Genomic DNA, 26,168 nt, shown 5'->3' with positions numbered 1-26,168 from the left:
TAGCTGCCCCGCTTTTTCAGGGCCGCTTCGCGCCCCATCGGGGATAAATCCCCTCGCCACAAATGTGCTCTCAGCCTAAATCCGGGTTACATCAGGCAACCCACCTCCTGTCGCCAGTAAAGCTGATGGTCAGCCAGCGCGCCGCATCCGGCGCGCCCAGCTGCGCCGAAATCGCCTCACGCAGCGCATCCAGCTGCCCCACGCTCTGCAACCGGTAATCCGCCGGCAACACCACATGAATCTCGATAAACCGCGCCCGTCCGTGCTTCTGCACGTAGGTCACGTAATCGTCGAAACCATGCTCGACCTTCGCCGCTTCCATGACCTGCCGCACTTGGTCATCGAGCGTGTCCGGGGCAATACCCAGCACGTCGCGCTGCGCCGGGCCAAGGATCTTGAACGCCGGCGGCAACATGGTCAGGGCCAGTACGATCAGGATCAGCGGGTCGACAAACTTCGCCCACTCGTCAAAGCCCTGGGCCTTGAGCAGCAGTGCCGCGAGAAAACTGATCAACAGGCCGACCGAGAGCATCGCGTCCACCAGCCAGCTGATGTTGTCGAACTGGATCAGGCTGGATTTGAGCTTGCGATTACGGCGGCGCACGTAGAAGAAGTAGGCGAATTCAACGACGGTGAACACCGCCGCATAAATGATCACCAGCCCCAGCTCGATCTCGCGGCCGCCGTTGATGATGCCGAACACACCGTTGAGAAACGCATAGGTGGCGATCAGCAGCAGGAAACTGCCTTCGATCAGCAGCACCATCGGCTCCAGATGCCAGAAACCGAACTGGAAGCGGTGATTGCTCTCTTTGGCAATCAGCCGGGCGGTGATCAGCATCAGCACTTTGATAAACGTGGCGATCAGCGAGAAAAAACCATCGAAAAGGATGGATTGAGACCCAGAAATAAAACCGGTGACGATCCCGGCGATCGACACCGCGAACATCAGGATGGTGGATTGTTTGAGCAGCGACTGCTCACCTCGGTTACTCACGTAGCCTCCTCTAAAAACCTTTGAACCGCAGGGTGCGGTAGGGTTTGTCGGAGATGAGTTTACCTTATTGCCCTATTTTGGCCGATTTGCCCCCTTCGCGAGCAGGCTCGCTCCCACATAGGAATGCATTGCAAAGTGGGAGCGAGCCTGCTCGCGAATGGCCTCAACCCGGTCTTAAGCCTTGTTACGCTCGATGGCAAACCCGGCCCAGGTCTGGCTCACCGGCATCAGCTCCAGGCTGTTGATGTTGATGTGCGCCGGGGCATTGAGCACCCAGAAGATGGTCTCGGCGATGTCCTGCGGCTGGATCGGCTCGGCCCCGGCGTAGGTCGCGTTGTAACGCTCCTGGTCACCGGCAAAACGCACCAGCGAGAACTCGCTCTCGCACAGGCCAGGCTCGATGTTGCTAACGCGCACGCCAGTGCCTTGCAGGTCGCAACGCAGGTTCAGCGAGAACTGCTTGACGAACGCTTTGGTCGCGCCATACACATGGCTGCCCGGATACGGGTAGTTACCGGCGATCGAGCCGAGGTTGATGATACCGGCACCACGGCCGTGTGCGATCAGACGCGGCAGCAGCAGACGAGTGCTGTACATCAGGCCTTTGACGTTGGTGTCGACCATGGTGTCCCAGTCGTCGAGATCGCATTTCGGTGCCGGATCGACGCCCAGCGCCAGCCCGGCGTTGTTGATCAGGCCCCGCAGCTTGGCGAAGGACGGCGGCAGATTGGCGATCGCCTCTTCCATCGCCTTGCGATCACGCACGTCGAGCACCAGGCCGTGTACTTCAGTCTGCTTGGACAGTTCGGCGCACAGGGCATCGAGACGTTCTGCACGACGACCGGTCAACACCAGTTTCCAGCCAGCCTCGGCGAAACGACGGGCACAGGCTTCACCAAAACCGGACGTCGCGCCGGTGATAAACAGGGTGTTGGACATCGTGTTCTCCTTGCGTCGGCCGCCAGCGCAGCCATGGGAATAGAAAATCAGCAGCCAGCATGCCCGGCCACGCAACCACGGGCAACACCCGCAATCTGTATAAAAAACAACCAACACCCTGAACAGCACGGCGACCGTGGCCTGTAGCCATGTGCACGCACGTTATCCACAAGCCCTTCCACAGTTTCCGGGGGCAAGTGGAAACGCGCAAAGCCGCGCCACACAAGGCTTTGCGCCGGAAATAGAAAGTTTTTTGCTTGACCCTGAAGCGGCAGTTGTGCGGGACATGGCATTTTGCACGACCGACCGGTCACCGTCGTGACTGCGCGAGGCCAGTAATTACGGCCCTCAGCGCGGTCTTTCCAGAGTTTAGTCACAGACTTATCCACAGGCTTGCTCACATCAAATCGCCTGTGTCGCCACCCGCACAAAAGGGTTGACAACGACGTCTTCAGCTCCAGCAAAAATGCCTGATCAAAAAACACTCATCGCCCTGCAAGCCACGTTCAACAAGGGCTGCAGCCAGCTACTCCCACGTTATTCACAGCCGGCTCCACAGCAAACGGGGACAAGTCAAAACTGTGGAAAAACAGCCATTTGCAGCGTCTATATGTCGCGCTTTGGCAGCTATGGGAATTTGTTTTCCACAATTTCAAAATCGACTTGATATTGAAGATGGATTCACTGTAGGAGCTGCCGAAGGCTGCGATCTTTTGATCTTCAAAAACAACATCAAAAGATCGCAGCCTTCGGCAGCTCCTACAGGGTTTCTGTGTGAACTTGAGATGTAAAAAGCCCCGGGACTTGCGTCGCGGGGCTTGTGGACAACTCACGAACAATCAGTGCCCGCCCAGATAGGCGTTACGCACCTCCTCGTTCACCAGCAGTTCTTTACCGGTACCGGTCAGGCGAATCTCGCCGTTGACCATCACATACGCGCGGTCCGACAGCTTCAGCGCATGGTTGGCGTTCTGCTCGACGAGGAAAATGGTCATGCCGGTTTTCGCCAGTTCGCGCAGCGTGGCGAAGATCTGTTTCACCACGATCGGCGCCAGACCCAGGCTCGGTTCATCGAGCAGCAACAGCTTCGGCCGACTCATCAAGGCCCGGGCGATGGCGAGCATTTGCTGCTCGCCGCCAGACATGGTCATCGCCCGCTGGGTGCGGCGTTCTTCGAGCCGCGGGAACAGCTCGAACATGCGCTGCATGTCCTCCTTGGCGTACTTGTCGCCAATCGGGATGGTGCCCATCAGCAGGTTTTCCTCGACGGTCATGTCGGGGAACACCCGCCGCCCTTCCGGCGACTGCGCAATGCCGTTGGAGGCGATGTAGTGCGAGGACTTGTGGGTAATGTCGACGCCTCGATAGAGGATCTGTCCGCCCGCCGCCCGTGGCTGTCCGAAGATCGACATCAGCAGCGTGGATTTGCCGGCGCCGTTGGAGCCGATCAGGCTGACGGTTTCGCCTTCGTTGATCTGCAGCGACACGCCTTTGAGAGCCTGGATCGGGCCGTAGAACACGTCGAGGTCTTTGAGTTCGAGGATCGGTTGGCTCATACCAGCTCCTCTTCGTCTGCGCCCAGATAAGCCGCGATCACTTTCGGATCATGACGGATGGCTTCAGGCCCACCCTCGGCGATGACAACGCCGTGGTCCAGCACCACGATGTGATCGGAAATGCTCATTACCATGCCCATGTCGTGTTCGATCAGCACCACGGTCAGATCGTGCTCGTCGCGCAGCAGCCGGATCATCGCGCTCAGCGCTTCGGTTTCCTGAGGGTTGAGGCCGGCGGCCGGTTCATCGAGGCAGATGATCTGCGGCCGCGTGCACATGGCCCGGGCAATCTCCAGACGACGTTGTTGGCCATACGAGAGTTCACCAGCGAGACGGTTGGCGCAGTCCACCAGATCGACCACCTCCAGCCAATAGAACGCGCAGTCCAGCGCGTCGCTTTCAGCCTTGCGGTAACCCTTGGTGTTAAGGATGCCGGCGAGCATGTTGCGGTTGACCCACATGTGTTGGGCCACCAGCAGATTTTCCAGCACCGACATTTCCTTGAACAGGCGAATGTTCTGGAAGGTCCGGGCCAGTCCTGCACGGTTCACCAAGTGCGTGCCACCGAACATCTTGTAATACAGACGACTGAGGAACGACTTCGGCGAAACGAAATCGGTCGGTTTGAACGACTCGCCGAGCAACTGGATGACGTTGGTCTGCTTGCCGCGCACGTTGAGTTCGATCTTGCCGCCGGAGGCTTTGTAGAACCCGGTCAGGCAGTTGAACACCGTGGTCTTGCCCGCACCGTTGGGGCCGATCAGGGCGAAGATCGAGTTGCGTTTGACCTTGAGGCTGACATCGCTCAGGGCCTTGATGCCACCGAAGTGCATCATCAGTTTTTCCACAGAGAGTACGACTTCACTCATGGCGCAGTCCTCTCATAGTGAATGGCACCTTTGCGTGGAGTGACCCCGGTACGGCTGATGCGGATCAGCCCTCGTGGTCGCCAGATCATCATCAACACCATCAGGATGCCGAACAGCAGCACGCGGTATTCGGCGAAGCCGCGCAGCAGTTCCGGGGCCACCGTGAGCACGAACGCCGCGATCACCACACCGATGGTCGAGCCCATGCCGCCGAGCACGACGATGGCGAGGATCAGCGCCGACTCGAAGAAGGTGAACGAGGTCGGGTTGACGAAGCCTTGATAGGTGGCAAAGAACACCCCGGCCAGACCCGCCGTCGACGCGCCAATGGTGAACGCCGAGAGCTTGACCAGCACGTGGTTCAGGCCCATCGAGCGGCAGGCGATTTCGTCTTCGCGCAAGGCCTCCCAGGCGCGACCCACCGGCATCTTCACCAGCCGATGCTTGATGTACAGCACGGCCAGCACCACCAGGAACAACACCGCGTAGATGAAGTAATACTTCACATCGGGGTTGTAGGCGATGCCGAAGAACTCGTGGAACGGCACCCCGCCATCCTTCGCCCGCTTGCCGAACTCGAGGCCGAAGAACGTCGGCAGTGGCGCCGGCATACCGTTCGGGCCGCCGGTCAGCGACAGCCAGTTGTTGAGGATCAGGCGAATGATTTCCCCGAAGCCCAGGGTCACGATCGCCAGGTAGTCACCGTGCAGACGCAACACCGGGAAACCGAGGATGCAGCCGGCCAGGCCAGCGGTGATCGCCGCCAGTGGCAGCACGGTCCAGAAACCCAGTCCGAGGTATTGATAACCCAGCGCCAGACCGTAGGCGCCGATGGCGTAGAACGCCACATAACCCAGGTCGAGCAGACCGGCCAAGCCGACCACTATGTTCAGCCCCAGCCCCAGCAGCACGTAGATCAACCCGAGGATGACCACGCCCAGCAGGTACGAGTTGGAGACGAACGGCACGATGACCGCGAGCACAATCAGTAGCGGGATGATCCAGCGCAGCGAGGATTTGTGATCGGATGGCAATACATGCACACCGGAGCCGGTGCTCTCGAATCCGTCGAGAATCTTCAGGCCCTTGGGCGTCTGCAGAAACAGGCTGAGGGCAAAGCGGCCGAGCATGACGATGCCGATGATCCACGCCACGCGGGTCGGTTCAAGGTTGAAGCTATAGCCGTCGAGCACGACGCCGACAATCGGGCCGAACACAATCAGCGCAATCAGGCCGGCCAGAATCGCCTCAACCAGGCTTTTTTTGATATCGATGTTTTTTTGAGTGGTTGAAGACATCGCTTACACCTTCGACACAAGAGGACGGCCCAACAGGCCCTGAGGCCGGAAGACCAGAACAAGTACGAGCAGCGAGAAGCTGAACACGTCTTTGTAGTCGGAGTTGACCAGGCCCGAGAACAGCGACTCGGAGATCCCGAGAATGATCCCGCCGAGCATCGCGCCGGGCAGGGAGCCGATCCCGCCGAGCACCGCGGCGGTGAACGCCTTGATGCCAATGACGAAGCCTGCGTAGAAGTCGAACGTGCCGTAGTTCATGGTGATCAGCACGCCGGCCAGCGCCGCCATTGCCGCACCAATGATGAACACGTAGGAAATCACCCGGTCGGTGTTGATCCCGAGGATCGAAGCCATCTTGCGGTCTTGCTGGGTGGCGCGGCACATGCGGCCGAGCTTGGTGTACTTGATCACGTAGGTCAGCAGGCCCATGCCGACGAACGCGGCCACCAGAATGAAGATCTTGGTGTAGGTCAACTGGACGAAACCGCTGCCGACGTCGATACGCCAGGCACCGGTGAGCAGCGTCGGAACACCCTGTTGGCGGGCGCCCTGGCTGATCTGGGCATAGTTTTGCAGGATCAGGGAGATGCCGATGGCGCTGATCAACGGTGCCAGTCGGGTGGAGTTGCGCAGAGGTTTGTAGGCGACGCGTTCGATTACCCAGCCATAGACGCCGGTGACGACGATGGTGAAAACCAACGTGCCGAGCATCAACAGCGGGAAGGATTCAATACCGAAGTAAGCCAGCAGAGCCAGACTGATTGCCGCCAGGTAAGCAGAAATCATGTAAACCTCGCCGTGGGCGAAGTTGATCATGCCGATGATGCCGTAGACCATTGTGTAGCCGATGGCGATCAGGCCATAGACCGACCCGAGGGTCAGGCCGTTGACCAGTTGCTGCAGGAAAATACCATCCATAACGCAATCTCACGCAATGAGAACCTGCCCACCGGTGGGCGGGCGGTTCTTCTAGGAAAAATACAGATTTACGTCGGAGCAATGTCAGAGCGCATTCAGCTCGATCACCGCATGATCCTGTGGGAGCGAGCCTGCTCGCGAAAGCGGCTGATCATTCAACAGAGATGTTGCCTGTCAGTCCGTCTTCGCGAGCAGGCTCGCTCCCACATAGAACAGTGGGAGTCAGCTGATCGCGTCAGCCCTTACTTCTGTTTTTCCAGCTGATGGTATTTGCCGTCCTTGTCCCACTGGTAAACCACGTAGTCGGAGACTTTCAGGTCGCCCTTCTTGTCCCAGGCTTTCTCGCCCATCACGGTTTTCACCGGGTTGGCCTTGAGCCACTCGGCGGCTTTCTCACCACTGTTGGACTTGGCGCCGTTGAAGGCAGCAGCCAGGGTCTGGACCGATGCGTAGGCATACAGGGTGTAGCCTTCAGGCTCGGTGCCGGCCTTGCGGAATGCATCCACTACAGTCTTGCTGTCTGGCAGCAGGCGTGGGTCGGCGCCGAAGGTCATCAGCACGCCGTCAACGTATTGCGGGCCGCCGGCGGTGGTCACCAGTTCGTCGGTCACGATACCGTCGTCAGACATGAACTTGACGTCTTTCAGGCCTTCGGTACGCAGTTGTTTGACCAGCGGGCCGGCTTCCGGGTGCAGGCCGCCGAAGTAGACCACGTCGGCACCGGCCGCACGGATCTTGGTGACCACGGCGCTGAAGTCTTTCTCGCCACGGGTCAGGCCTTCGTACAGCACCGGCTTCACGCCGCGTTTTTCCAGTTGAGCCTTGGTCGCATCGGCCAGGCCCTGACCGTAGGTGTCCTTGTCGTGCAGCACGGCGACTTTCTTGCCCTTGAGCACGTCGACGATGTAGTCGCCCGCGACGATACCTTGCTGGTCGTCACGCCCGCACATACGGAACATGGCGCTCAGGCCGCGCTCGGTCACTTGCGGGTTGGTGGAACCCGGGGTGATCGCGATGACGCCGGCTTCGTCGTAGATTTCCGAGGCTGGAATGGTGGAAGAGGAGCAGAAGTGACCGACCACACCGGCAACCTTCTGGTTGACCAGGTCTTTGGCGACCGTCACAGCCTGTTTCGGTTCGCAGGCGTCATCGCCCTTGACCAGTACGATTTTCTCGCCGTTGACGCCGCCCGCCGCGTTGACCGCGTCCGCCGCTGCCTGTGCACCCTTCATGTACTGCTCGCCAAATGCCGCGTTGGCGCCAGTCATTGGACCCGCTACACCGATTTTCACATCAGCTTGAGCAAACGCAGAAACACCCAACGCAGTAGCCACTGCGAGGGCCAGAAAGCCTTTCTTGTAAAACGTCTGGGACATGAGGTGGTGCTCCAAGGTTTTTTTTAGTTGGCACTGCGACTTCACTTCACTGAATGCTCTGAGCAAGCGCCGTGCCATCGGTTTTTTATTCTTCAAAAAGTCGCTGCTTTCTTGTTATTTCGACTGTTTCGTTCCCATTTTCATTGGGCGTGCAACCGTCTAAACCGCGGAAGGTGAAACCTTTTTAAATCTGAGGCGCAACCCGCCTGCGCCATCATTGCAACCGCGGCACCAAACGACGTGCAACCAGCCTGTAACAGCTCGCGTCACCGAACTGCACACTGCTGGTGCGGGACTGCTACAACCCGCACCATTACAGGCTAGTCGCTACGCGCAAAAGCGCCGCGCAAAGCAACAAATTTCAACACTCAGATAACGATGCGCAGGCACTGGCCCGCGTGATACAGCGAGAACCCGGCCTCGTACAGGCAACTGCGCAGGCCGACACCGGCCAGGGGCTGCATCGGTGCGAAGGGGATTGGCAGAGCCTGCGGATTGCCGTGACACAGATAGTCGGCGAAGGCTTTGCCGACCACGGTGCCGGTGGTCACGCCACGGCCGTTGTAACCGGTGACGGCCACCAGTCCCGGCGCCGGTTCGAACAGGCGCATCAGGTGATCGGGGGTGAAGGCGATGCGCCCGGTCCAGGTGCATTCCCACTCCACCGGTTTCAGGTTGGGGAAGTAGTGTTGCTGCACCCGGTCGGCCCAGGCCTTGAGGAACCAGGCGGGTTTCTGATTGCCGTTGCCCAGGCTGCCGAGCAACAACCGGCCGTCCTTGTCGCGACGGATGCTGCTCAGCACCTGCCGCGTGTCCCACGAACCCTGCCCGCCCGGGAGGATGTCATGGGCCGCGTCTTCGGTCAGCGGCACCGAGGCGACCTGATAGTAGTAGCCGGGGAAGAAGTTGCGCTTGAGCTCGGTCCAGTCGCCTTCGGTGTAGGCGTTGGAGGCAATCACCACTTGCTCGGCGAGCACCGAACCCTGCTCGGTCTGCACCGACCATTGCTGGCCCTGGCGTTCGAGGCGAGTGACCGGCGAGTGATCGAACATCTGCCCGCCCAGGTCCTTCACCGCATTGGCCAGCCCGGTGACATAGGCCATGGGATTGAGGGTGCCCGCGCGGCGGTCGAGCAGTGCGGCGGCGATCTTTTGCGTGCCGGTGGCTTGCTCGCAGGCCTTGCCGGTCAGCAGTTCGACCGGTGCACCACGGCGTTTCCATTGTTGCTCGCGACTGCGCAGATCCGCCTCGCCCTTGGCGTTGTGCGCCATGTGCAGGGTGCCTTCGCGGCGTAACTGGCAATCGATGTTGTACTTGTCCACAAGGCTGAACACCAACGCTGGCGCCGCCCCGAGCATGCGGTTGAGCTGGCTGCCAACCGCCTCGCCGAAGCCGGCCTCGATCTCGTCCGGCGGGATCCACATGCCGGCGTTGACCAACCCGACGTTGCGCCCAGACCCGCCGTGCCCGGCACGATGCGCTTCCAGCACGCAGACACGCTTGCCCTGTTCCAACAGATGCAGCGCCGCCGACAACCCGGTAAACCCGGCGCCGATCACGCAGACATCGACTTTGACCTCGCCGCGCAGGGCGGAGTTATCCGGGCGCTGCGGCGTGAGTTTTTCCCACAGACATTCTTCGCGTAACGGCATTGCCAGACTCCAACAGAAACCTAACCAATTGCGTTGTGGGCACTAAAAAGATCGCAGCCTTCGGCAGCTCCTACAAAACCGCAGCCAACCGCAGCCCTGTAGGAGATGCCGAAGGCTGCGATCTTTTCAGCTTTTTCTCAATTTCAGTCGAAGGTAATACCCTGCGCCAGCGGCAACTCCAGCGAATAGTTCACGGTATTGGTCTGGCGACGCATGTACGCGCGCCAGGCGTCGGAGCCCGACTCGCGACCACCACCGGTCTCTTTCTCGCCACCAAACGCCCCGCCGATTTCCGCGCCGCTCGGGCCGATGTTGACGTTGGCGATGCCGCAGTCGCTGCCGACCGCCGACATGAATTGCTCCGCCTCGCGCACATCAGTGGTGAAGATGCACGACGACAGGCCTTGCGGTACAGCGTTGTTCAGGCGCAGCGCTTCCTGGAAGTCGCTGTAACCGACCACGTAGAGGATCGGCGCAAAGGTTTCGCTGCAGACCACGTCGCTTTGCTCTGGCATTTCAACAATCGCCGGCGACACGTAGTAGGCGTTGGGGAACTGCTCTTCGAGCTGACGCTGGCCGCCAAACACCCGGCCGCCCTCGCTCAATGCCTGCTCCAGCGCATCCTGCATGTTTTCGAAGCTGTGCTTGTCGATCAGCGGGCCGACCAGATTGCCTTCCAGCGGATGGCCGATGCGCACTTTCGCGTACGCGGCCTTGAGGCGGGTGACGATTTCCTCCTCCACCGACTCGTGGGCGATCAGGCGACGCAATGTGGTGCAGCGCTGACCGGCGGTGCCCACCGCACTGAACAGAATGGCGCGCACGGCCATGTCCAGATCGGCGCTCGGGCCGAGGATCATCGCGTTGTTGCCGCCCAGTTCGAGGATGCTGCGGGCGAAACGCGCAGCGACTTTCGGCGCCACTTCGCGGCCCATGCGGGTGCTGCCTGTTGCACTGATCAACGCGACACGCGGGTCATCGACCAGCGCTTCACCAGCGTCACGGCCACCGATGATCACTTGGCACAGGTTTGCCGGGGCATCAGTGAAATTCTTCACCACGCGGTCGAACAGCGCCTGACAGGCCAGTGCGGTCAGCGGGGTTTTCTCCGACGGTTTCCATACCACCGGGTTGCCGCAGACCAATGCCAGCGTGGTGTTCCACGCCCACACGGCGACCGGGAAGTTGAAGGCACTGATCACGCCGACCACGCCCAGCGGATGCCAGGTTTCACGCATGTGGTGACCCGGGCGCTCGGAGGCGATGGTCAAACCGTACAACTGACGGGACAGGCCGACGGCGAAGTCGCAGATATCGATCATCTCCTGCACTTCGCCCAAACCTTCCTGGGTGATCTTGCCCGCTTCCCACGACACCAGCTCGCCGAGGTCAGCCTTGTATTCACGCAACACTTCGCCGAACTGGCGCACCAGCTCACCACGACGCGGGGCCGGGACCTTGCGCCATTGCTCGAACGCATGATCTGCGCGACTGATGTGCTGCTCGACTTCGGCCGGGCCTTCCCAGTTCACCGCGGCGATGCGGCTGCCATCGATGGGCGAATGCACCGGCACTTTGCCGTTCTGGTACAGGGCCGGGTTCACACCAAGACGATCAAGCAATGCGGCAACCATGGGTCACTCCTCAAGCGAAAAACTGAATGTGTGCGGCCGAATGTTCACGACCGGGCAGGCCTTTAGTTGTAGCGTCAGTAGGGCGAGGCAACAAACGACCTTTACGCGAGATATCATTCCGTTTATTCATGCTGCGCAGAGAAAGACAAGAAAAAGGGATCACCCATGCTGAATAAACGCCACCTGCCATCGATCACCGCGTTGCAGTGCTTCGAGGCCGTCACCCGGCACCTGAGTTTTACCCGGGCTGCCGAGGAACTGAACCTGACCCAGAGCGCTGTCAGCAAGCAAGTGGCGCAGCTTGAGGAATTGTTGCAGCACTTGTTGTTCCGCCGGGTGCGTCGACGCTTGCAGATGACCCCGGCCGGGGATTTGTACCTGGTGGAAGTCCGAAAAATCCTCACGCAGGTGGAAATGTCGACGCATTACCTGCGTTCCTACGGCGGCGAGACCGAAGTCCTGCGCGTTTCTACGCCCTCGACCTTCGGCGCCCGCTGGCTGGTGCCGCGCCTGAAGGGTTGGCGTCTGCGCCATCCATCGATCCATCTCGACTTGTGCAACGAGCAGGAGGCGGACGACTTGCTGCAAGGGCGCAGCGATCTGGCGTTCTATTTCGGCCAGGGCTCACGCCCCGGCACCGAATGCCTGAAGCTGTTCGGCGAAGAGCTGGTGCCGGTGTGCGCGCCGGGCAGCCTGCCGGATCAGCCATTCACCGACCCGACGCAACTGACCGATCTGGTGCTGCTGCAAAACGCCTCGCGCCCACAGGCTTGGCACGACTGGTTCGACAGTCAGGGCTACCACACCGAACACAGCTACCACGGGCCGCGTTTCGAAACCTTTTATATGTGTATTCGTGCGGCGCAAGTCGGCTGCGGCGTGGCGTTGTTGCCACGGTTTCTGGTGGAAGAGGAATTGGCCGACGGCAAACTGGTCATTCCCTGGCAGCATGCTATGCCCAGTTCCGACGCTTATTACCTGGCCTATCCGGAACATGCGGCGGAAGTGCCGAAGGTGCGCGATTTTGTGAAGTGGATGCTGGAGCAGATTGATAACCCTGCTGCGTAACCAAGGCACGGTTGTTATCTCTGTGGCGAGGCAGCTTGCTCCCGCCCGGCGGCGCCGCCGTCGTAAGGCCACAGACGCGCTGTAACTGACATTACCGGGATATCGACATCGTGGCGGCTCCGCCACCCAGCGGGAGCAAGCTCCCTCGCCACGATTGCCTTCATTCAGCGCAAAAATCGCTGGCAATCCCCACCGCTGATATGCGCCACTAGCACCATTGTTTGATACCGCGCCGTGCGCGGTGCACCTGGAGACCCCGTTTATGAGCGAGAGTGTGTTTGCCGATCGCATCGTGCAGAACCTGCTCGACACCGACTTCTACAAACTGACGATGATGCAGGCGGTGCTGCACAACTACCCCAACGTCGAAGTCGAATGGGAGTTTCGTTGCCGTAACAGCGAGGATCTGCGGCCTTATCTGGCCGAGATCCGCTATCAGATCGAGCGCCTGGCCGAACTGAGCCTGAGCGCCGACCAGTTGAGTTTTCTCGAACGAATCAGTTTTCTGAAACCGGATTTCCTGCGCTTTCTCGGTCTGTTCCGCTTCAACCTGCGCTATCTGCACACCGGGATCGAAAACGGCGAGCTGTTCATCCGCCTGCGCGGTCCGTGGCTGCATGTGATTCTGTACGAAGTGCCGCTGCTGGCGATCGTCAGTGAAGTGCGCAACCGCTATCGCTACCGGGAAATCGAGCTGGTCCAGGCGCGTGAACAGCTGTATCGCAAGTTCGACTGGCTCAGCGCCAATGCCTCGGCCGACGAACTGGCGCAGTTGCAGGTCGCCGATTTCGGCACCCGCCGGCGCTTTTCCTACCGCGTGCAGGAAGAAGTGGTGAACGTGCTCAAGCACGATTTCCCCGGGCGCTTCGTCGGCACCAGCAACGTGCACCTGTCCAGGGAACTGGACATGAAACCGCTGGGCACCATGGCCCATGAATGGATCATGGCCCACCAGCAACTCGGCCCACGGCTGATCGACAGCCAGATCGCCGCGCTCGATTGCTGGGTGCGCGAGTACCGCGGCTTGCTGGGGATCGCCCTCACCGACTGCATCACCACCGACGCGTTCCTCGGCGACTTCGATCTGTTCTTCGCCAAGCTCTTCGATGGTCTGCGCCACGATTCCGGGGATCCGGTGCAGTGGGGCGAAAAATGCATCGCCCACTATCACAAGCTCGGCATCGACCCGATGAGCAAGACCCTGGTGTTCTCCGACAGCCTGACCCTGCCCAAGTCGCTGGAGATCTTCCGCGCGCTGCACGGGCGGATCAACGTCAGCTTTGGCATCGGCACCAACCTGACCTGTGACATTCCGGGTGTCGAACCGATGAGCATCGTGCTTAAAATGACCGCCTGCAACGGCCAGCCGGTGGCGAAGATCTCCGACGAGCCAGGCAAGACCCACTGCAAAGACCCGAATTTCGTCGCCTATTTGCGACACGTGTTCCAGGTTCCTGCCGATTCCAGTCTATCTAGCAAGGAGTGAATTCATGCAAGCCGTACAGCGTGAGATTGCTGAACAGCTCAAGGTCCAACCGCCGTTCGCTGACCACAAGGCTCTGCAAGCCGAAGTCGCCCGGCGCATTACCTTCATTCAGGATTGCCTGGTCAATTCCGGGCTCAAGACCCTGGTGCTGGGCATCAGCGGCGGCGTCGACTCGCTGACCGCCGGCCTGTTGGCCCAGCGCGCCATGCGTGAACTGCGCGAGCGTACCGGCGACGACAGCTACAAGTTCATCGCCGTACGCCTGCCGTACGAAACCCAGTTCGATGAGCACGACGCGCAGGCCTCGGTGGACTTCATCGCCCCGGACGAACGCCACACCGTCAACATCGGCCCGGCGGTGAAATCGCTGGCCAGTGAAGTCGCGGCGTTCGAAGGCAAGCACGCGGTGTCGGTGGACTTCGTACTGGGTAACACCAAGGCGCGGATGCGCATGGTCGCCCAGTACACCATCGCCGGCGCGGCCCACGGTCTGGTGATCGGCACCGACCACGCGGCGGAAGCGGTCATGGGGTTCTTCACCAAGTTCGGTGACGGCGCCTGCGACCTCGCCCCGCTCAGCGGTCTGGTGAAAAACCAGGTCCGGGCGATTGCCCGCAGCTTCGGCGCGCCGGAGTCGCTGGTGGAGAAAGTGCCAACGGCGGATCTGGAAGACCTCTCGCCGGGCAAACCGGACGAAGCGTCCCACGGCGTGACCTACGCCGAAATCGACGCCTTCCTGCACGGCGAACCGGTGCGTCAGGAAGCGTTCGACATCATCGTCAACACGTACAACAAGACCCATCACAAGCGCGTCATGCCGTACGCGCCGTAAGTTGTGCTGGAACCTGCAGGAGCTGTCGAGTGAAACGAGGCTGCGATCTTTTGCTCTGGCGTTGAAAATCAAGAGCAAAAGATCGCAGCCGGCGGCAGCTGCTGCAGAAACGAAAAAAGCGTCCCGAGGGACGCTTTTTTGTGCCTGAAACAATTACTTCACAGCAATGGTGCCTTTCATCATCGAGATATGGCCCGGGAACGAGCAGAAGAAGCCGTAGTCAGTCCCGGCGGCCAGCTTCGATACGTCGATGGTCAGCGTGTCTTTCTCGCCGGCACCGATGATCTTGGTGTGAGCGATAACGCGCTCGTCGCCGTCTTTCAGGTAGTTCTTGTCGATGCCGGCGGCCAGGCCGTCAGTGGCGATCGGCTGCATGTCCGCGGTTTTGCTCACGACCAGGTTATGGCCCATGACGTTCTTCGGCAGGCTGCCGGAGTGGGTCAGCTCGACGGTGAAAGTCTTGCAGCTCTTGTCGATCACGATCTCCTTGGTGTTGAAGGACATCTGGTCGGTGGAATCAACGGTGGTTTTGCACTCGGCAGCCATCAATTGGCTGCTGGCCAGCGCCAGCAGGGATACCGCAACAACTTTGGAAAACATGGTGAATCTCCAAGGCAGGGTTAACAAAACACGAATGGTTGGAAGACTGCCTGAAATCTTCGCAAGTTCCTATGACTTGAGTCAAAAATTGTATACAACTTTCAGGCTATGACACTCATCGAAACAATCTACCGGCCAGATTCCACGGCCGGCCCTATGATCAGGCCATCTCACTGAACTGAAACGGAGTGCCTGTCATGATCTTTAACGGCCTGTTGTGCAGCTTGCTCGCCGCCTACGCCTGCGGTGCCAGCGGCACCTGCGAAACACCGAAACGCGAAGTCTAGCCCTTGGATCGAGGCCTGCCAGCCATTACCCTGTGACGGATTGACCCAGGAGGAAGGCATGTCTCTCAAATCCGTTTGTGTGTTTTGCGGCGCCAACGCCGGTACTGATCCGGCTTACACCGAAGCCGCCAAAGCCCTTGGCCGCGCCTTGGCTGAGCGCCAGTTGACCCTGGTCTACGGCGGTGGAGCCGTGGGTTTGATGGGGCTGGTCGCCGACGCCGCACTGGCCGCCGGCGGTGAAGTGATCGGGATCATTCCGCAAAGCCTGATGGACAAGGAAATCGGCCACAAAAGCCTGAGCCGCCTCGAAGTGGTCGACGGCATGCACGCCCGCAAGGCACGCATGGCCGAATTGAGCGACGCGTTCATCGCGTTGCCCGGTGGCCTCGGTACGCTGGAAGAGTTGTTCGAAGTCTGGACCTGGGGCCAGCTCGGCTACCACGGCAAGCCGCTGGGCCTGCTGGAAGTGAACGGGTTTTACAACAAACTCACCGCTTTTCTCGACCATATCGTCGGCGAAGGCTTCGTTCGCGCGCCACACCGTGACATGCTGCAAGTGAGCGAATCGCCACAAACCCTGCTCGACGCCCTCGATCAGTGGAAACCGACCGTCACCCCCAAGTGGGTCGACCAAAAACCCGGTTAACCCCCGGGCACCGATACAGGGCAGAATACGCGCCGCTCAACCTCACCTTCGACCCCAGAGGATCGCCCATGGCCAAACCCAATTACTCCTTCGCCAAACGTCAACGAGACCTGGAAAAGGAAAAGAAGAAAGAGGAAAAGCTTCAGCGCAAGAAACAGATGGCTGAAGAAGCGGCACTGAACCCTGACGGTGAAGTGGCGACTGACAACGATGATGATGTTGAAGCACCGAAAGATCAGGCGCCCGACGCCTGAGCTGATTGCTGATTCGCTCCCTGAGGGAGCGATCTGTGGCGAGGGAGCTTGCTCCCGCTGGGTTGCGCAGCGACCCCAAATAGTTTTGCGACTGCTTCGCAGTCGAGCGGGAGCAAGCTCCCTCGCCACAAAAGCTCCTCACGCGCGAGTTGTCTTCAGTCCAGTGGCATCACGGTGACCCGTACTTCCGGATCGTGAGAACCGCCCCCCAGAATCACCCCCCGCAACGGCGACACATCGGAAAAGTCCCGGCCCCAGGCCAGGGTGATGTGCTCCAGCGCCGGCTGCACATTGTTCGTCGGATCAAAATCCACCCAGCCCAATACCGGGCAAAACACCGAAACCCAGGCATGCGACGCATCGGCGCCGATCAACCGTGGCTGTCCCGGCGGTGGCTGGGTCAGCAGATAGCCGCTGACATAGCGCGCCGCCAGTCCCCGCGAACGTACGCAGGCGAGCATCAGGTGGGCGAAGTCCTGGCACACACCACGCCGGCGCTCCAGCACTTCCACCAGTGGCGTCGCCACCTGCGTGGCCTCGGCATCGAAGGTGAACTCGCTGAAAATCTTCTGCATCAACGCTTGCACGCCGAGCATCAGCGGCTGCCCTGGCGGGAAGCAGCTTTCCGAGAACTCGACGAAGCTGCGTTTCAGATGCACGTAGGGTGACTGAAAGCGATATCGACAGGCTTCGAGCATCTGGGCAGTCAACGGCTGGCTGCTGTAGGTCAGCGCATTGCGCGTCTGCTCCCACGCCGGGGACAGATTGAAGTCCGCCAGCGGTCGCGCCAGCACCTCAACCGTGAGCCGGGCGTTGACCTGCAACTCGTCGTGCGGTCGCTCGAAGGCCAGGCGAGTCAGCGGGTTGCCGAAAACATCGAGTTCATCACGCCGGCTCGTCGGCTCCGGACTGATCAGCAATTGCTGTTCGGTGCAGCGCTGCCATGTGCACTCTCGAGGCCACAGGTGCGCCAATTGCTGCGCCAGCGACACCGGGCTGTCGTAGTGATAACAGGTGTCGTGGAAAATCTGGTAATGCGCGCTCATCAGACGGACACCGTACGCTGGCTGACATCATCGACATGGGCAAAGTGGCGCAGCGCCAGGCGATCCGAGACTTGCCCGCTGGCCTCGGCAATCTCTTGCAGCAAGTCAGCCAAACCATCGAGTGCCGCACGCACGCTGGATTCGCCGAACAGCGAGTTTTCCAGACAGCCCAGATCAAAACGTGCCAGACGCTCGACCAGTTGCGGCAGTCCGGCCTCGCGGGGCACGCCGAAATCATCGTTCAGGCGCTTCAGCGTGCGGGTCACCAGTTTCAGCTGGAACAACACCGCATGCGGGTTCTGTTCGTCGAGCAGCAGCAAGTCGAGCACCGGAATCAACTGCGCCACCGCCAGATAACGCGACCGGTAAGTGATGCTGCTGTTGCCCAGCTCCAGCAGCCACTCCAGCCCCGCCTGATCGAACGCGGCGCTACCGCGCAGGAACGCGGCGAGGCTGCTGCTGAGAAACTGCAGACGCTCGATGCGCCGGCCAATCATCAAGAAGCGCCAGCCTTCGTCGCGCGTCATGTCATCCAGGGCGAACCCGGACAGCGCCGCCAGCGACATCACCAGACGGTTGAGAAAATCCAGCAGCTCGCCGAAGTCCGGCGCGTCGGTGTCCAGCTCCATGGCTTCGCGCTGTAACTCGACCAAGGCCTGCCAGTTCTCCCGCGAGAGTTTGCCGCGCACCTGCGAAGCGGCCCACTGCAAGCGCTGCAGGTTGGAACGCAGGCTGAACGACCAGTCCTCGCCGAGCAGCGCCGCCAGCAGGCGCTCCGGCAGCTCGCCCTCCTCCGGCATCAGCATCAGGCGTTCGCCCAGCTCGACCGCCGCCTGCAAGGCTTGCGGATCGTCACCGTCGACATAACGCGCAAGCATGATTCGCAGCAATCGCGCACTGTCGTCGCAACGCTCGCAATAACGACCGAACCAGAACAGGTTCTCCACTACCCGCGACGGCAAGTAGGGATCACGACGCACCAGATCGTGCACGCCGACGTTGCGCTGAGTCTTCCACTGTTCGCCGCTGGGCGGACGATCCCCCAGCACCCAAGTGTCTTTGCTCGCTCCGCCACGTTGCATCGACACCACTTCGGCATCGGCCTCGGCGGCGACCCGGGTCAGGCCACCGGGCAGCACGCGATAACCCTCCCGGCTCGCCACGGCGTACACGCGCATGCCGATGGCCCGCGGTTGCAACTGGCCGTCCTCGGCCTGCCAGATCGGCGCCTGAGACAGCTGCGCCAGTTCCTGCGCCACGTAGGCATAGGGCCGGGCCTGCATACGCTCGGCGAGCGCCTGACGCTGTTGTTCGCTCAGATCCCGGCCGAACACCGGGGCAAAACTTTGTGAGGGGAACGCCGGCTTGATCAGCAGCTCCGGCAACTTCTCCAGCGCCTGCGCCAGCACCGGCGCCTCGCCGCACCACCAGGTGGCGATGGACGGCAGGATCAGCTCTTCGCCGAACAGGTATTGATTGATCTTCGGCAGGAACCCGAGCAATCCGGGTGACTCCAGCACGCCGCTGCCCAGGGCGTTGGCCACCAGCACCCGGCCCTGCCGCACCGCCTCAAGTAACCCGGGCACACCAAGTGCCGAATCGGTGCGCAGTTCCAGCGGATCGCAGAAGTCATCGTCGAGCCGGCGCATGATTGCGTGCACCCGGCGCAGGCCGCTGAGGGTTTTCAGGTACACCGTGGCATCGCGCACCGTCAGGTCGCCCCCCTCCACCAGCGGATAACCGAGCTGGCGCGCCAGATACAGGTGTTCGAAATAGCTTTCGTTGAAACGCCCGGGCGTGAGCAGCACCACCAGCGGCGCGTCGTCATCACAGGGCGCCTGGCGCGCGAGGGTTTCCTGCAGGGTGCGGAAAAATCCGGCCAGATGCTGCACCTTCAGATCACGGTACAACTCGGGAAACGCCCGCGAAACAATGGTGCGGTTTTCCAGCGCATAACCCGCGCCCGACGGCGCCTGAGTACGATCCGCCGTGACCCACCAGCGCCCGTCCGGGGTGCGTGCCAGATCCACGGCGTACAGATGCAGAAAGGCCCCTTCAGGCGGCGCAATGCCCTGACAGGGCCAGAGAAAATTGTTGTGGCCGAACACCAGTTCCGCCGGCAACAGCCCTTCGCTGATCAGCCGCTGCGGGCCGTACAGATCCGCCAGCACCGCATTGAGCAGGCGCGCACGCTGAGCGATCCCGGCTGACAACTGCTGCCACTCATCGGCGGCAATCACATGCGGCAGCAGATCCAGCTCCCACGGCCGGTCAGCGCCCTTGGGGTCGGCATAGACGTTATAGGTGACGCCGTTTTCCTGAATCTGCCGCGCCAGCAATGCCTGACGCTGCACCAGTTGCGCCGGGCTGCTGCGCTGTAACTGATCGAACAGCCGCCGCCAGTGCGCGCGCACTTCCCCACTGTCATCCAGCAGTTCGTGATAAGTGCCCGCGGTGCGCGGGTAGCGGTCTAGCAGGTCAGGCATGGAAAGCTCGGCAGACAGCAAGGAACGGTCAGACTAACGCAGGCACATGACGTGCGGATATACGAAAAATCCGCATGTCGTGCAGGACTTAGAAACGTCGCAAATCGAGTGTCATCGGCAGCTCGTCGGAGATTGTCAGGTCAGGTATCGGAAGTTTCCCCGGCGTGTGTCCGATGCGGAAAAACCGCGCCATGCGCCGGCTCTCCGCTTCGTTGGCATTGACCGGCAACGTCTCGTAGTTGCGCCCGCCCGGGTGCGCCACGTGGTACTGACAGCCGCCCAGGGAGCGCTGCATCCAGGTGTCGAGCAGGTCAAACACCAGCGGCGCGTGCACCGGGATGGTCGGTTGCAGGCAGTTGGCCGGTTGCCAGGCCCGAAAGCGCACGCCGGCCACAAACTCGCCGATGCGCCCGGTCGGCTGCAGCGGCACCGGAATGCCGTTGCACGTCAGCAGATAACGCTGCGGCGGCAGCCCACTGAGCTTGATCTGCAGCCGTTCCAGCGACGAATCGACATAACGCACCGTGCCACCCGCCGTACCCTCCTCGCCCAACACATGCCAAGGCTCCAGCGCCTGACGCAGTTCCAGCTCGATGCCGTTGACCGCGTAATCGCCGACCTTGGGAAAGCGGAATTCCAGATGCGCGGCGAACCACTCGGCGCGCACTGGATAACCGGCATTGTTGAGTTCGACGATGACGTCGGCGAAGTCCTGCTCGATGAAATGCGGCAGCATGAAGCGGTCGTGCAGTTCAGTCCCCCAGCGCGCCAGTTTCGGCGGCGCATACGGCTCGCGCCAGAATCGCGCAACCAGTGCGCGCAGCAACAGCTGCTGGGCCAGACTCATGCGCGCGTGGGGCGGCATTTCAAAGGCGCGCAGCTCGAGCAGACCGAGGCGCCCGGTGGGGCCGTCCGGCGAATACAGTTTGTCGATGCAGAATTCGGCGCGGTGAGTGTTACCGGTGACGTCGATCAGCAGATTGCGCAGCAGTCGATCCACCAGCCACGGCGGGCATTCTTCGCCCGCGTCCGGCATCTGCGCGAAAGCGATTTCCAGTTCGTACAAGGCGTCGTTGCGCGCTTCGTCGACCCGTGGCGCCTGCGAGGTCGGGCCGATGAACAAGCCGGAAAACAGATAGGACAACGACGGGTGGTTGTGCCAGTAGCTGATCAGGCTGCGCAACAGATCCGGGCGGCGCAGGAACGGCGAATCCGCCGGAGTCGCGCCGCCGAGGACGAAATGGTTGCCGCCGCCGGTGCCAGTGTGGCGCCCGTCGATCATGAATTTTTCCGTGGTCAGGCGGGTTTGCCGCGCCTCTTCATAGAGAAACTCAGTGCGTTCGACCAATTCATCCCAAGTCGCCGATGGCTGCACGTTGACCTCGATCACGCCCGGATCCGGGGTGATGCGGAAGTTGCTCAGGCGCGGATCACTGGGCGGTTCATAACCTTCCAGCAGCACCGGGCAATGCAGTTCTTCGGCGGTGGCTTCGATGGCGGCCACCAGTTCCAGATAATCCTCGACCCGCTCCAGCGGTGGCATGAACAGATACAGACGCCCCTCGCGCGCCTCGGCGCAGAACGCGGTGCGGGTCAGCCAGTCGGCGGACTCGTCGATTTTCGGTGGGCGTTCGTCGGCAGATGCTGACTGGCCATGGCTGTTGAGCTGCGTCGCGTCCGGCAGCGGCGGGAACTCCTGATTCGGATCGTTGGGATGAATGAACGGATACTCGGCGGCCTTCACCCACGGCTGCGAACCGAGCGGCAAGCGATAGCCCAGCGGCGAATCCCCGGGCACCAGCCGGCAATGCTCATCGCGCAGATACCAGCGCCCGCTCTGCCACTGATCGCCCTTGGCGGTGCGCGCCAGCGGCAGCACCTGACCAATCATTTTATCCAGGCCCTGACTGAAGACTTTGCGCAGACGCGCGCGCTCCAGCGGCTCCTCCAGCCGGGAGTCTTCGGCGCTGACGTTGCTCGGCAGCGCCCCCTCACGCCAGAGGTAGTAGAAATTGTCCTCGTAGGCCGGAAACACAAAGCGCGCAGGCACTTTCAGCCGCTCGGCGACACTCGCCAGAAAGCGCCCGGCCAGTGCACCGTCGGCGCCGTAATCCTGTTGTTCGTCGGCGATCAACGCGTTGTTGTGCCAGATCGGCACGCCGTCGCGACGCCAATAGCAGTTGAGCGACCAGCGCGGCAACTGCTCGCCCGGGTACCACTTGCCCTGACCGAAATGCACCAGGCCCTTCGGCGCGTAGTGTTTGCGCATGCGCTGGAACAGTTCGGCAGACAGCCGGCGCTTGTCCGGGCCCAGCGCCGCCGTGTTCCACTCGGCGCCGTCCGGGTCGTCGATGGAGACGAAGGTCGGCTCGCCGCCCATGGTCAGGCGCACATCGTCTTTCAGCAGATCGGCGTCGATCTGCCGGCCCAGCGCTTGAATCGCCAGCCACTGCTCGTCGGTGTAGGGCTTGGTGACCCGTGGCGCTTCCCAGATCCGTTCCACCGACATTTCGTGGCTGAACTGGCACTCGCACGGTTCGACCAGGCCACTGATCGGCGCTGCCGAGGATGGATCGGGGCTGCAGGCCAGCGGGATATGCCCTTCACCGGCGAACAAGCCGGAGGTGGCGTCCAGGCCGATCCAGCCTGCGCCGGGCAAGTACACCTCGCACCAGGCATGCAGGTCGGTGAAATCGACGTCAGTGCCGGACGGGCCGTCGAGGCTTTTCACGTCGGCAGTGAGTTGAATCAGGTAACCGGAAACAAACCGCGCGGCCAGCCCGAGGTTGCGCAGCAGCTGCACCAGCAGCCATGCCGAGTCGCGGCAGGAACCACACGCGTGCTCGAGGGTGTGCTCCGGGGTTTGCACGCCCGGCTCCATGCGGATCAGGTAGCGAATGTCTTCGCTGAGACGCTGGTTGAGCATCACCAGAAAATCCACCGCTGGCAGCGGCGTGCGGTCGATGGCGTCCAGATAAGCTTTGAAGGCCGGCGTCAGCGGCAGGGTTTCGAGGTACGGCGCCAGCTCCTTGCGCTCATCGGCGGCGTAGGCGAAGGGGATTTTTTCGGCGTAGGGCTCAAGGAAGAAGTCGAACGGGTTGAACACGGCCATCTCGGCCAGCAGATCGACCTCGATGCGCAACTCGTCGGTCTTCTCGGGGAACACCAGCCGCGCAAGGTAGTTGCCTTGGGGATCCTGCTGCCAGTTGATGAAATGCTGCTCGGGCGAGACCTTCAGCGCATACGAGAGTATCCGCGTGCGGCTGTGGGCGGCCGGGCGCAGGCGAACGATCTGCGGGCCGAGTTCGACAGCGCGGTCGTAGCGATAATGCGTGACGTGATGCAATGCGACATGAATCGACACGGCGTGCCTCCTGCGAGCCTAAGCGTATTCGAAAGCGCGCAAGACTTATGCCATGCAGAGGCTTGGGCGCTTTCCCCGAATGCTCAGGGCAGTACAGCACCAAAATCGGGCGTTGCGGGGAAATGAATTGAGGAAGTTGCGCCTAAATGTGGCGAAGGAATTCTTGTATGGCGAGGGAGCTTGCTCCCGCTGGGGCGCGAAGCGGTCCTGAAATCACCAACCGGATGTTTCAGGAGGAGCGAGGGAGCCGACTTTACGACGGCTTCGCCGCCGAGCGGGAGCAAGCTCCCTCGCCACATGAATTTCAGCGATTTTGAAATGCAAAACGCCAATCCGAAGGTTGGCGTTCTGTTGAGCTAAACGCTCCTTAGCGTGGCACCACCGGCTTGCGAGCCGGCTTCGGCCCCTTGCCCTTGGCCGCTTCCTTGCGCTCCTTGGCCGCCTGCTGGTTGCGGGCGAATGCCGCCGCCTTGGCCTGTTCACGCTTGTCCCAAGGATTGCCACCGTCGCTGGCACGCGGCGGCAGGCCGGTGTGCTGGGTGAGGATCTTGGTGGTCTTCTCTTTGCCTTCTTTCGCGACCTTGTGGCTGCCGGCCGGCGTCGAGTTCTTGCGACGGGCGCTCTGGTAGCTGTCGGTGGCCGGCTGGTGCAGCGGGATCAGTTGGTTCTTGCCCGGACCGATCAGGTCGGCGCGGCCCATGCGGGTCAGCGCTTCACGCAGCATCGGCCAGCCTTTCGGATCGTGATAACGCAAGAACGCCTTGTGCAGACGACGCTGCTCCTCGCTCTTGACGATGGTCACGCCGTCGCTCTTGTAGGTCACCTTGCGCAGCGGGTTCTTGCCCGAGTGGTACATCGCGGTGGCGGTGGCCATCGGCGACGGGTAGAACGCCTGCACCTGGTCGGCACGGAAACCGTTGCCCTTGAGCCACAGCGCCAGGTTCATCATGTCTTCGTCGGTGGTGCCCGGATGCGCGGCGATAAAGTACGGAATCAGGTACTGCTCTTTGCCGGCTTCCTTGGTGTACTTCTCGAACATGCGCTTGAAGCGGTCGTAAGTCCCGATACCCGGTTTCATCATCTGGTTGAGCGGACCTTCCTCGGTGTGTTCCGGGGCGATCTTCAGGTAGCCACCGACGTGGTGGGTCACCAGCTCCTTCACGTACTCCGGCGACTCGACCGCAAGGTCGTAACGCAGGCCGGAGGCGATCAGAATCTTCTTCACGCCCGGCAAGGCACGGGCGCTGCGGTACAGCTGAATCAGCGACGAGTGGTCGGTGTTCAGGTTCGGGCAGATACCCGGGAACACGCACGACGGCTTGCGGCACGCGGATTCGATTTCCGGGCTCTTGCAGGCAATGCGGTACATGTTCGCGGTCGGGCCGCCGAGGTCGGAAATGACGCCGGTGAAGCCTGGAACCTTGTCGCGGATCTCTTCGATTTCGCGAATGATCGACTCTTCGGAACGGTTCTGGATGATCCGGCCTTCGTGCTCGGTGATCGAGCAGAAGGTGCAGCCGCCGAAGCAGCCACGCATGATGTTCACCGAGAAACGGATCATGTCGTAGGCCGGGATCTTCTCCTTGCCGTACGCCGGGTGCGGAACTCGTGCGTAAGGCATGCCGAACACGTAGTCCATTTCTTCAGTGGTCATCGGAATCGGTGGCGGGTTGAACCACACGTCGATCTCGCCGTGCTTCTGCACCAGCGCGCGGGCGTTGCCCGGGTTGGTTTCCAGGTGCAGCACGCGGTTGGCATGGGCGTACAGGACCGGATCGTTACGCACCTTTTCCATCGACGGCAGGCGGATCACGGTCTTGTCGCGAGTCATCCTCGGGCTGGCCAGGATCTGTACGACCTTGGCTTCTTCGGGATCATCCACCGGGCCCTTTTCTTGCTCGATGGCGCAGGCCTGAGTGTCCTGGGTGTTGACGTACGGGTTGATGATCTTGTCGATCTTGCCCGGACGGTCGATGCGCGTGGAGTCAACTTCGTACCAGCCTTGCGGCGTGTCACGACGGATGAACGCGGTGCCGCGCACGTCGGTGATGTCTTCGATCTTGTGCCCGTAGGACAGACGCTGGGCCACTTCGACAATGGCGCGCTCGGCGTTGCCGTACAGCAGGATGTCGGCGCTGGCGTCGATCAGGATCGAGTTGCGCACGCGATCCTGCCAGTAGTCGTAGTGCGCGATGCGACGCAGCGAGGCTTCGATGCCGCCAAGTACGATCGGCACATGCTTGTATGCTTCCTTGCAGCGCTGGCTGTAGACCAGGCTCGCGCGATCCGGACGTTTGCCGGCCATGCCACCCGGGGTATAGGCGTCGTCGGAACGGATTTTCTTGTCCGCGGTGTAGCGGTTGATCATCGAGTCCATGTTGCCGGCCGCGACGCCGAAGAACAGGTTCGGCTCGCCGAGCTTCATGAAGTCGTCTTTGGACTGCCAGTTCGGCTGGGCAATGATCCCGACGCGGAAGCCCTGGGACTCCAGCAGCCGGCCGATGATCGCCATGCCGAACGACGGGTGATCGACGTAGGCATCACCGGTGACGATGATGATGTCGCAGGAATCCCAGCCGAGCTGATCCATCTCCTCCCTGCTCATGGGCAGGAATGGCGCTGGCCCGAAGCATTCGGCCCAGTACTTTGGATAGTCAAATAACGGCTTGGCTGCTTGCATGTCGATAACCGGTGTTGGCTTTCATTGAATTTCGCGGGCGCGGAATATAGCACAAATTTTGACCAATTCCGACGGCTGTGGTCGGAAATTGTGCTTTACCTGTGGCGAGGGGATCGGCTGCGCAGCAGTCGAATTTTGGGGGCTGCTGCGCAATCCAGCGGGAGCAAGCTCCCTCGCCAC

At 61.2% G+C, this 26,168-nt stretch carries 19 protein-coding genes; 5 read left to right on the top strand and 14 right to left on the bottom strand.

Annotated elements, in window-relative coordinates:
• Positions 1-91: 91 nt before the first annotated feature.
• The 9 genes from HBN98_RS18115 to amaB all read right to left on the bottom strand — a co-directional run bounded on the left by HBN98_RS18115 (position 92) and on the right by amaB (position 11,239).
• On the bottom strand, positions 92-997 hold the full coding sequence (locus tag HBN98_RS18115) for a cation diffusion facilitator family transporter (RefSeq protein ID WP_083367164.1): 906 nt from the start codon (positions 995-997) through the stop codon (positions 92-94).
• Positions 998-1,171: 174 nt separating this feature from the next.
• On the bottom strand, positions 1,172-1,936 hold the full coding sequence (locus HBN98_RS18110) for an SDR family oxidoreductase (RefSeq protein WP_064585730.1): 765 nt from the start codon (positions 1,934-1,936) through the stop codon (positions 1,172-1,174).
• An 839-nt stretch (positions 1,937-2,775) separates the two neighbouring features.
• Complete coding sequence (locus tag HBN98_RS18105) at positions 2,776-3,492, bottom strand: ABC transporter ATP-binding protein (RefSeq protein WP_083367165.1); 717 nt, start codon at positions 3,490-3,492, stop codon at positions 2,776-2,778.
• The gene (locus HBN98_RS18100; protein WP_064585728.1) at positions 3,489-4,361 is read right to left on the bottom strand and encodes an ABC transporter ATP-binding protein; all 873 of its coding nucleotides are present in this window, start codon (positions 4,359-4,361) and stop codon (positions 3,489-3,491) included. Before HBN98_RS18100 ends, HBN98_RS18105 begins: the two co-directional genes overlap by 4 nt.
• Positions 4,358-5,659: a high-affinity branched-chain amino acid ABC transporter permease LivM gene (livM, locus tag HBN98_RS18095; RefSeq protein ID WP_064585727.1), complete on the bottom strand. Its 1,302-nt coding sequence runs from the start codon at positions 5,657-5,659 to the stop codon at positions 4,358-4,360. Before livM ends, HBN98_RS18100 begins: the two co-directional genes overlap by 4 nt.
• A 3-nt stretch (positions 5,660-5,662) precedes the next feature.
• A complete protein-coding gene (locus HBN98_RS18090) occupies positions 5,663-6,577 on the bottom strand; it encodes an ABC transporter permease subunit (protein WP_027613532.1) in 915 nt (304 codons plus the stop codon).
• Positions 6,578-6,819: 242 nt separating this feature from the next.
• Positions 6,820-7,953, bottom strand: a complete 1,134-nt coding sequence (locus tag HBN98_RS18085; RefSeq protein WP_027613531.1) for an ABC transporter substrate-binding protein — start codon at positions 7,951-7,953, stop codon at positions 6,820-6,822.
• 368 nt (positions 7,954-8,321) lie between these two features.
• The gene (gene amaA / locus HBN98_RS18080; protein WP_083367166.1) at positions 8,322-9,605 is read right to left on the bottom strand and encodes an L-pipecolate oxidase; all 1,284 of its coding nucleotides are present in this window, start codon (positions 9,603-9,605) and stop codon (positions 8,322-8,324) included.
• A gap of 143 nt (positions 9,606-9,748) precedes the next feature.
• Positions 9,749-11,239: an L-piperidine-6-carboxylate dehydrogenase gene (gene amaB / locus HBN98_RS18075; RefSeq protein WP_083367167.1), complete on the bottom strand. Its 1,491-nt coding sequence runs from the start codon at positions 11,237-11,239 to the stop codon at positions 9,749-9,751.
• A 165-nt stretch (positions 11,240-11,404) separates the two neighbouring features.
• On the opposite strand from amaB, the gene HBN98_RS18070 reads away from it, so the two are divergent.
• The 3 genes from HBN98_RS18070 to nadE all read left to right on the top strand — a co-directional run bounded on the left by HBN98_RS18070 (position 11,405) and on the right by nadE (position 14,625).
• Positions 11,405-12,307, top strand: coding sequence for a LysR family transcriptional regulator (locus tag HBN98_RS18070; protein WP_064585724.1), 903 nt, complete (start codon positions 11,405-11,407; stop codon positions 12,305-12,307).
• Between the two features lie 262 nt (positions 12,308-12,569).
• On the top strand, positions 12,570-13,793 hold the full coding sequence (gene pncB, locus HBN98_RS18065; RefSeq protein ID WP_064585723.1) for a nicotinate phosphoribosyltransferase: 1,224 nt from the start codon (positions 12,570-12,572) through the stop codon (positions 13,791-13,793).
• Between the two features lie 4 nt (positions 13,794-13,797).
• On the top strand, positions 13,798-14,625 hold the full coding sequence (gene nadE, locus HBN98_RS18060) for an ammonia-dependent NAD(+) synthetase (protein WP_064585722.1): 828 nt from the start codon (positions 13,798-13,800) through the stop codon (positions 14,623-14,625).
• Positions 14,626-14,778: 153 nt separating this feature from the next.
• Here the strand turns inward: nadE and azu are convergent, their stop codons facing one another.
• On the bottom strand, positions 14,779-15,225 hold the full coding sequence (gene azu, locus HBN98_RS18055; protein WP_025111837.1) for an azurin: 447 nt from the start codon (positions 15,223-15,225) through the stop codon (positions 14,779-14,781).
• 345 nt (positions 15,226-15,570) lie between these two features.
• Here azu and HBN98_RS18050 point away from each other — a divergent pair, with 345 nt between their 5' ends.
• Both HBN98_RS18050 and HBN98_RS18045 read left to right on the top strand, forming a co-directional pair.
• Entirely contained in the window at positions 15,571-16,158 is a 588-nt protein-coding gene (locus HBN98_RS18050; RefSeq protein ID WP_083367168.1) for an LOG family protein, read from the top strand.
• 68 nt (positions 16,159-16,226) lie between these two features.
• A complete protein-coding gene (locus HBN98_RS18045; protein ID WP_083367169.1) occupies positions 16,227-16,412 on the top strand; it encodes a hypothetical protein in 186 nt (61 codons plus the stop codon).
• 155 nt (positions 16,413-16,567) lie between these two features.
• Here HBN98_RS18045 and HBN98_RS18040 read toward each other — a convergent pair whose 3' ends face one another.
• The 4 genes from HBN98_RS18040 to HBN98_RS18025 form a co-directional block, all read right to left on the bottom strand.
• Positions 16,568-17,458 (bottom strand): transglutaminase family protein, encoded by an 891-nt coding sequence (locus HBN98_RS18040; protein ID WP_064585719.1) that lies wholly within the window; start codon positions 17,456-17,458, stop codon positions 16,568-16,570.
• On the bottom strand, positions 17,458-19,944 hold the full coding sequence (locus HBN98_RS18035) for a circularly permuted type 2 ATP-grasp protein (protein ID WP_083367170.1): 2,487 nt from the start codon (positions 19,942-19,944) through the stop codon (positions 17,458-17,460). The genes HBN98_RS18040 and HBN98_RS18035 overlap by 1 nt, the downstream gene beginning before the upstream one ends.
• 88 nt (positions 19,945-20,032) lie before the next feature.
• The gene (locus tag HBN98_RS18030) at positions 20,033-23,308 is read right to left on the bottom strand and encodes a transglutaminase family protein (protein ID WP_083367171.1); all 3,276 of its coding nucleotides are present in this window, start codon (positions 23,306-23,308) and stop codon (positions 20,033-20,035) included.
• A 367-nt stretch (positions 23,309-23,675) separates the two neighbouring features.
• The gene (locus tag HBN98_RS18025) at positions 23,676-25,988 is read right to left on the bottom strand and encodes a YgiQ family radical SAM protein (protein WP_064585716.1); all 2,313 of its coding nucleotides are present in this window, start codon (positions 25,986-25,988) and stop codon (positions 23,676-23,678) included.
• Positions 25,989-26,168: the final 180 nt, after the last annotated feature.

This window comes from Pseudomonas koreensis (assembly GCF_012986595.1).
Taxonomy (GTDB): Bacteria; Pseudomonadota; Gammaproteobacteria; order Pseudomonadales; family Pseudomonadaceae; genus Aquipseudomonas; species Aquipseudomonas koreensis.
The sequence above is the reverse complement of the archived record's forward strand: the minus strand, read 5'-3'. Positions and strand labels throughout refer to the sequence as shown.

Excerpts from the sequence above, each read along its gene's own strand:
- HBN98_RS18110 (WP_064585730.1), bottom strand. The coding sequence starts at position 1,936 with ATGTCCAACACCCTGTTTATCACCGGCGCGACGTCCGGTTTTGGTGAA.
- HBN98_RS18105 (WP_083367165.1), bottom strand. The coding sequence starts at position 3,492 with ATGAGCCAACCGATCCTCGAACTCAAAGACCTCGACGTGTTCTACGGC.
- HBN98_RS18100 (WP_064585728.1), bottom strand. The coding sequence starts at position 4,361 with ATGAGTGAAGTCGTACTCTCTGTGGAAAAACTGATGATGCACTTCGGT.
- livM (WP_064585727.1), bottom strand. The coding sequence starts at position 5,659 with ATGTCTTCAACCACTCAAAAAAACATCGATATCAAAAAAAGCCTGGTT.
- HBN98_RS18090 (WP_027613532.1), bottom strand. The coding sequence starts at position 6,577 with ATGGATGGTATTTTCCTGCAGCAACTGGTCAACGGCCTGACCCTCGGG.
- HBN98_RS18085 (WP_027613531.1), bottom strand. The coding sequence starts at position 7,953 with ATGTCCCAGACGTTTTACAAGAAAGGCTTTCTGGCCCTCGCAGTGGCT.
- amaA (WP_083367166.1), bottom strand. The coding sequence starts at position 9,605 with ATGCCGTTACGCGAAGAATGTCTGTGGGAAAAACTCACGCCGCAGCGC.
- amaB (WP_083367167.1), bottom strand. The coding sequence starts at position 11,239 with ATGGTTGCCGCATTGCTTGATCGTCTTGGTGTGAACCCGGCCCTGTAC.
- HBN98_RS18070 (WP_064585724.1), top strand. The coding sequence starts at position 11,405 with ATGCTGAATAAACGCCACCTGCCATCGATCACCGCGTTGCAGTGCTTC.
- pncB (WP_064585723.1), top strand. The coding sequence starts at position 12,570 with ATGAGCGAGAGTGTGTTTGCCGATCGCATCGTGCAGAACCTGCTCGAC.
- nadE (WP_064585722.1), top strand. The coding sequence starts at position 13,798 with ATGCAAGCCGTACAGCGTGAGATTGCTGAACAGCTCAAGGTCCAACCG.
- azu (WP_025111837.1), bottom strand. The coding sequence starts at position 15,225 with ATGTTTTCCAAAGTTGTTGCGGTATCCCTGCTGGCGCTGGCCAGCAGC.
- HBN98_RS18050 (WP_083367168.1), top strand. The coding sequence starts at position 15,571 with ATGTCTCTCAAATCCGTTTGTGTGTTTTGCGGCGCCAACGCCGGTACT.
- HBN98_RS18045 (WP_083367169.1), top strand. The coding sequence starts at position 16,227 with ATGGCCAAACCCAATTACTCCTTCGCCAAACGTCAACGAGACCTGGAA.
- HBN98_RS18040 (WP_064585719.1), bottom strand. The coding sequence starts at position 17,458 with ATGAGCGCGCATTACCAGATTTTCCACGACACCTGTTATCACTACGAC.
- HBN98_RS18035 (WP_083367170.1), bottom strand. The coding sequence starts at position 19,944 with ATGCCTGACCTGCTAGACCGCTACCCGCGCACCGCGGGCACTTATCAC.
- HBN98_RS18025 (WP_064585716.1), bottom strand. The coding sequence starts at position 25,988 with ATGCAAGCAGCCAAGCCGTTATTTGACTATCCAAAGTACTGGGCCGAA.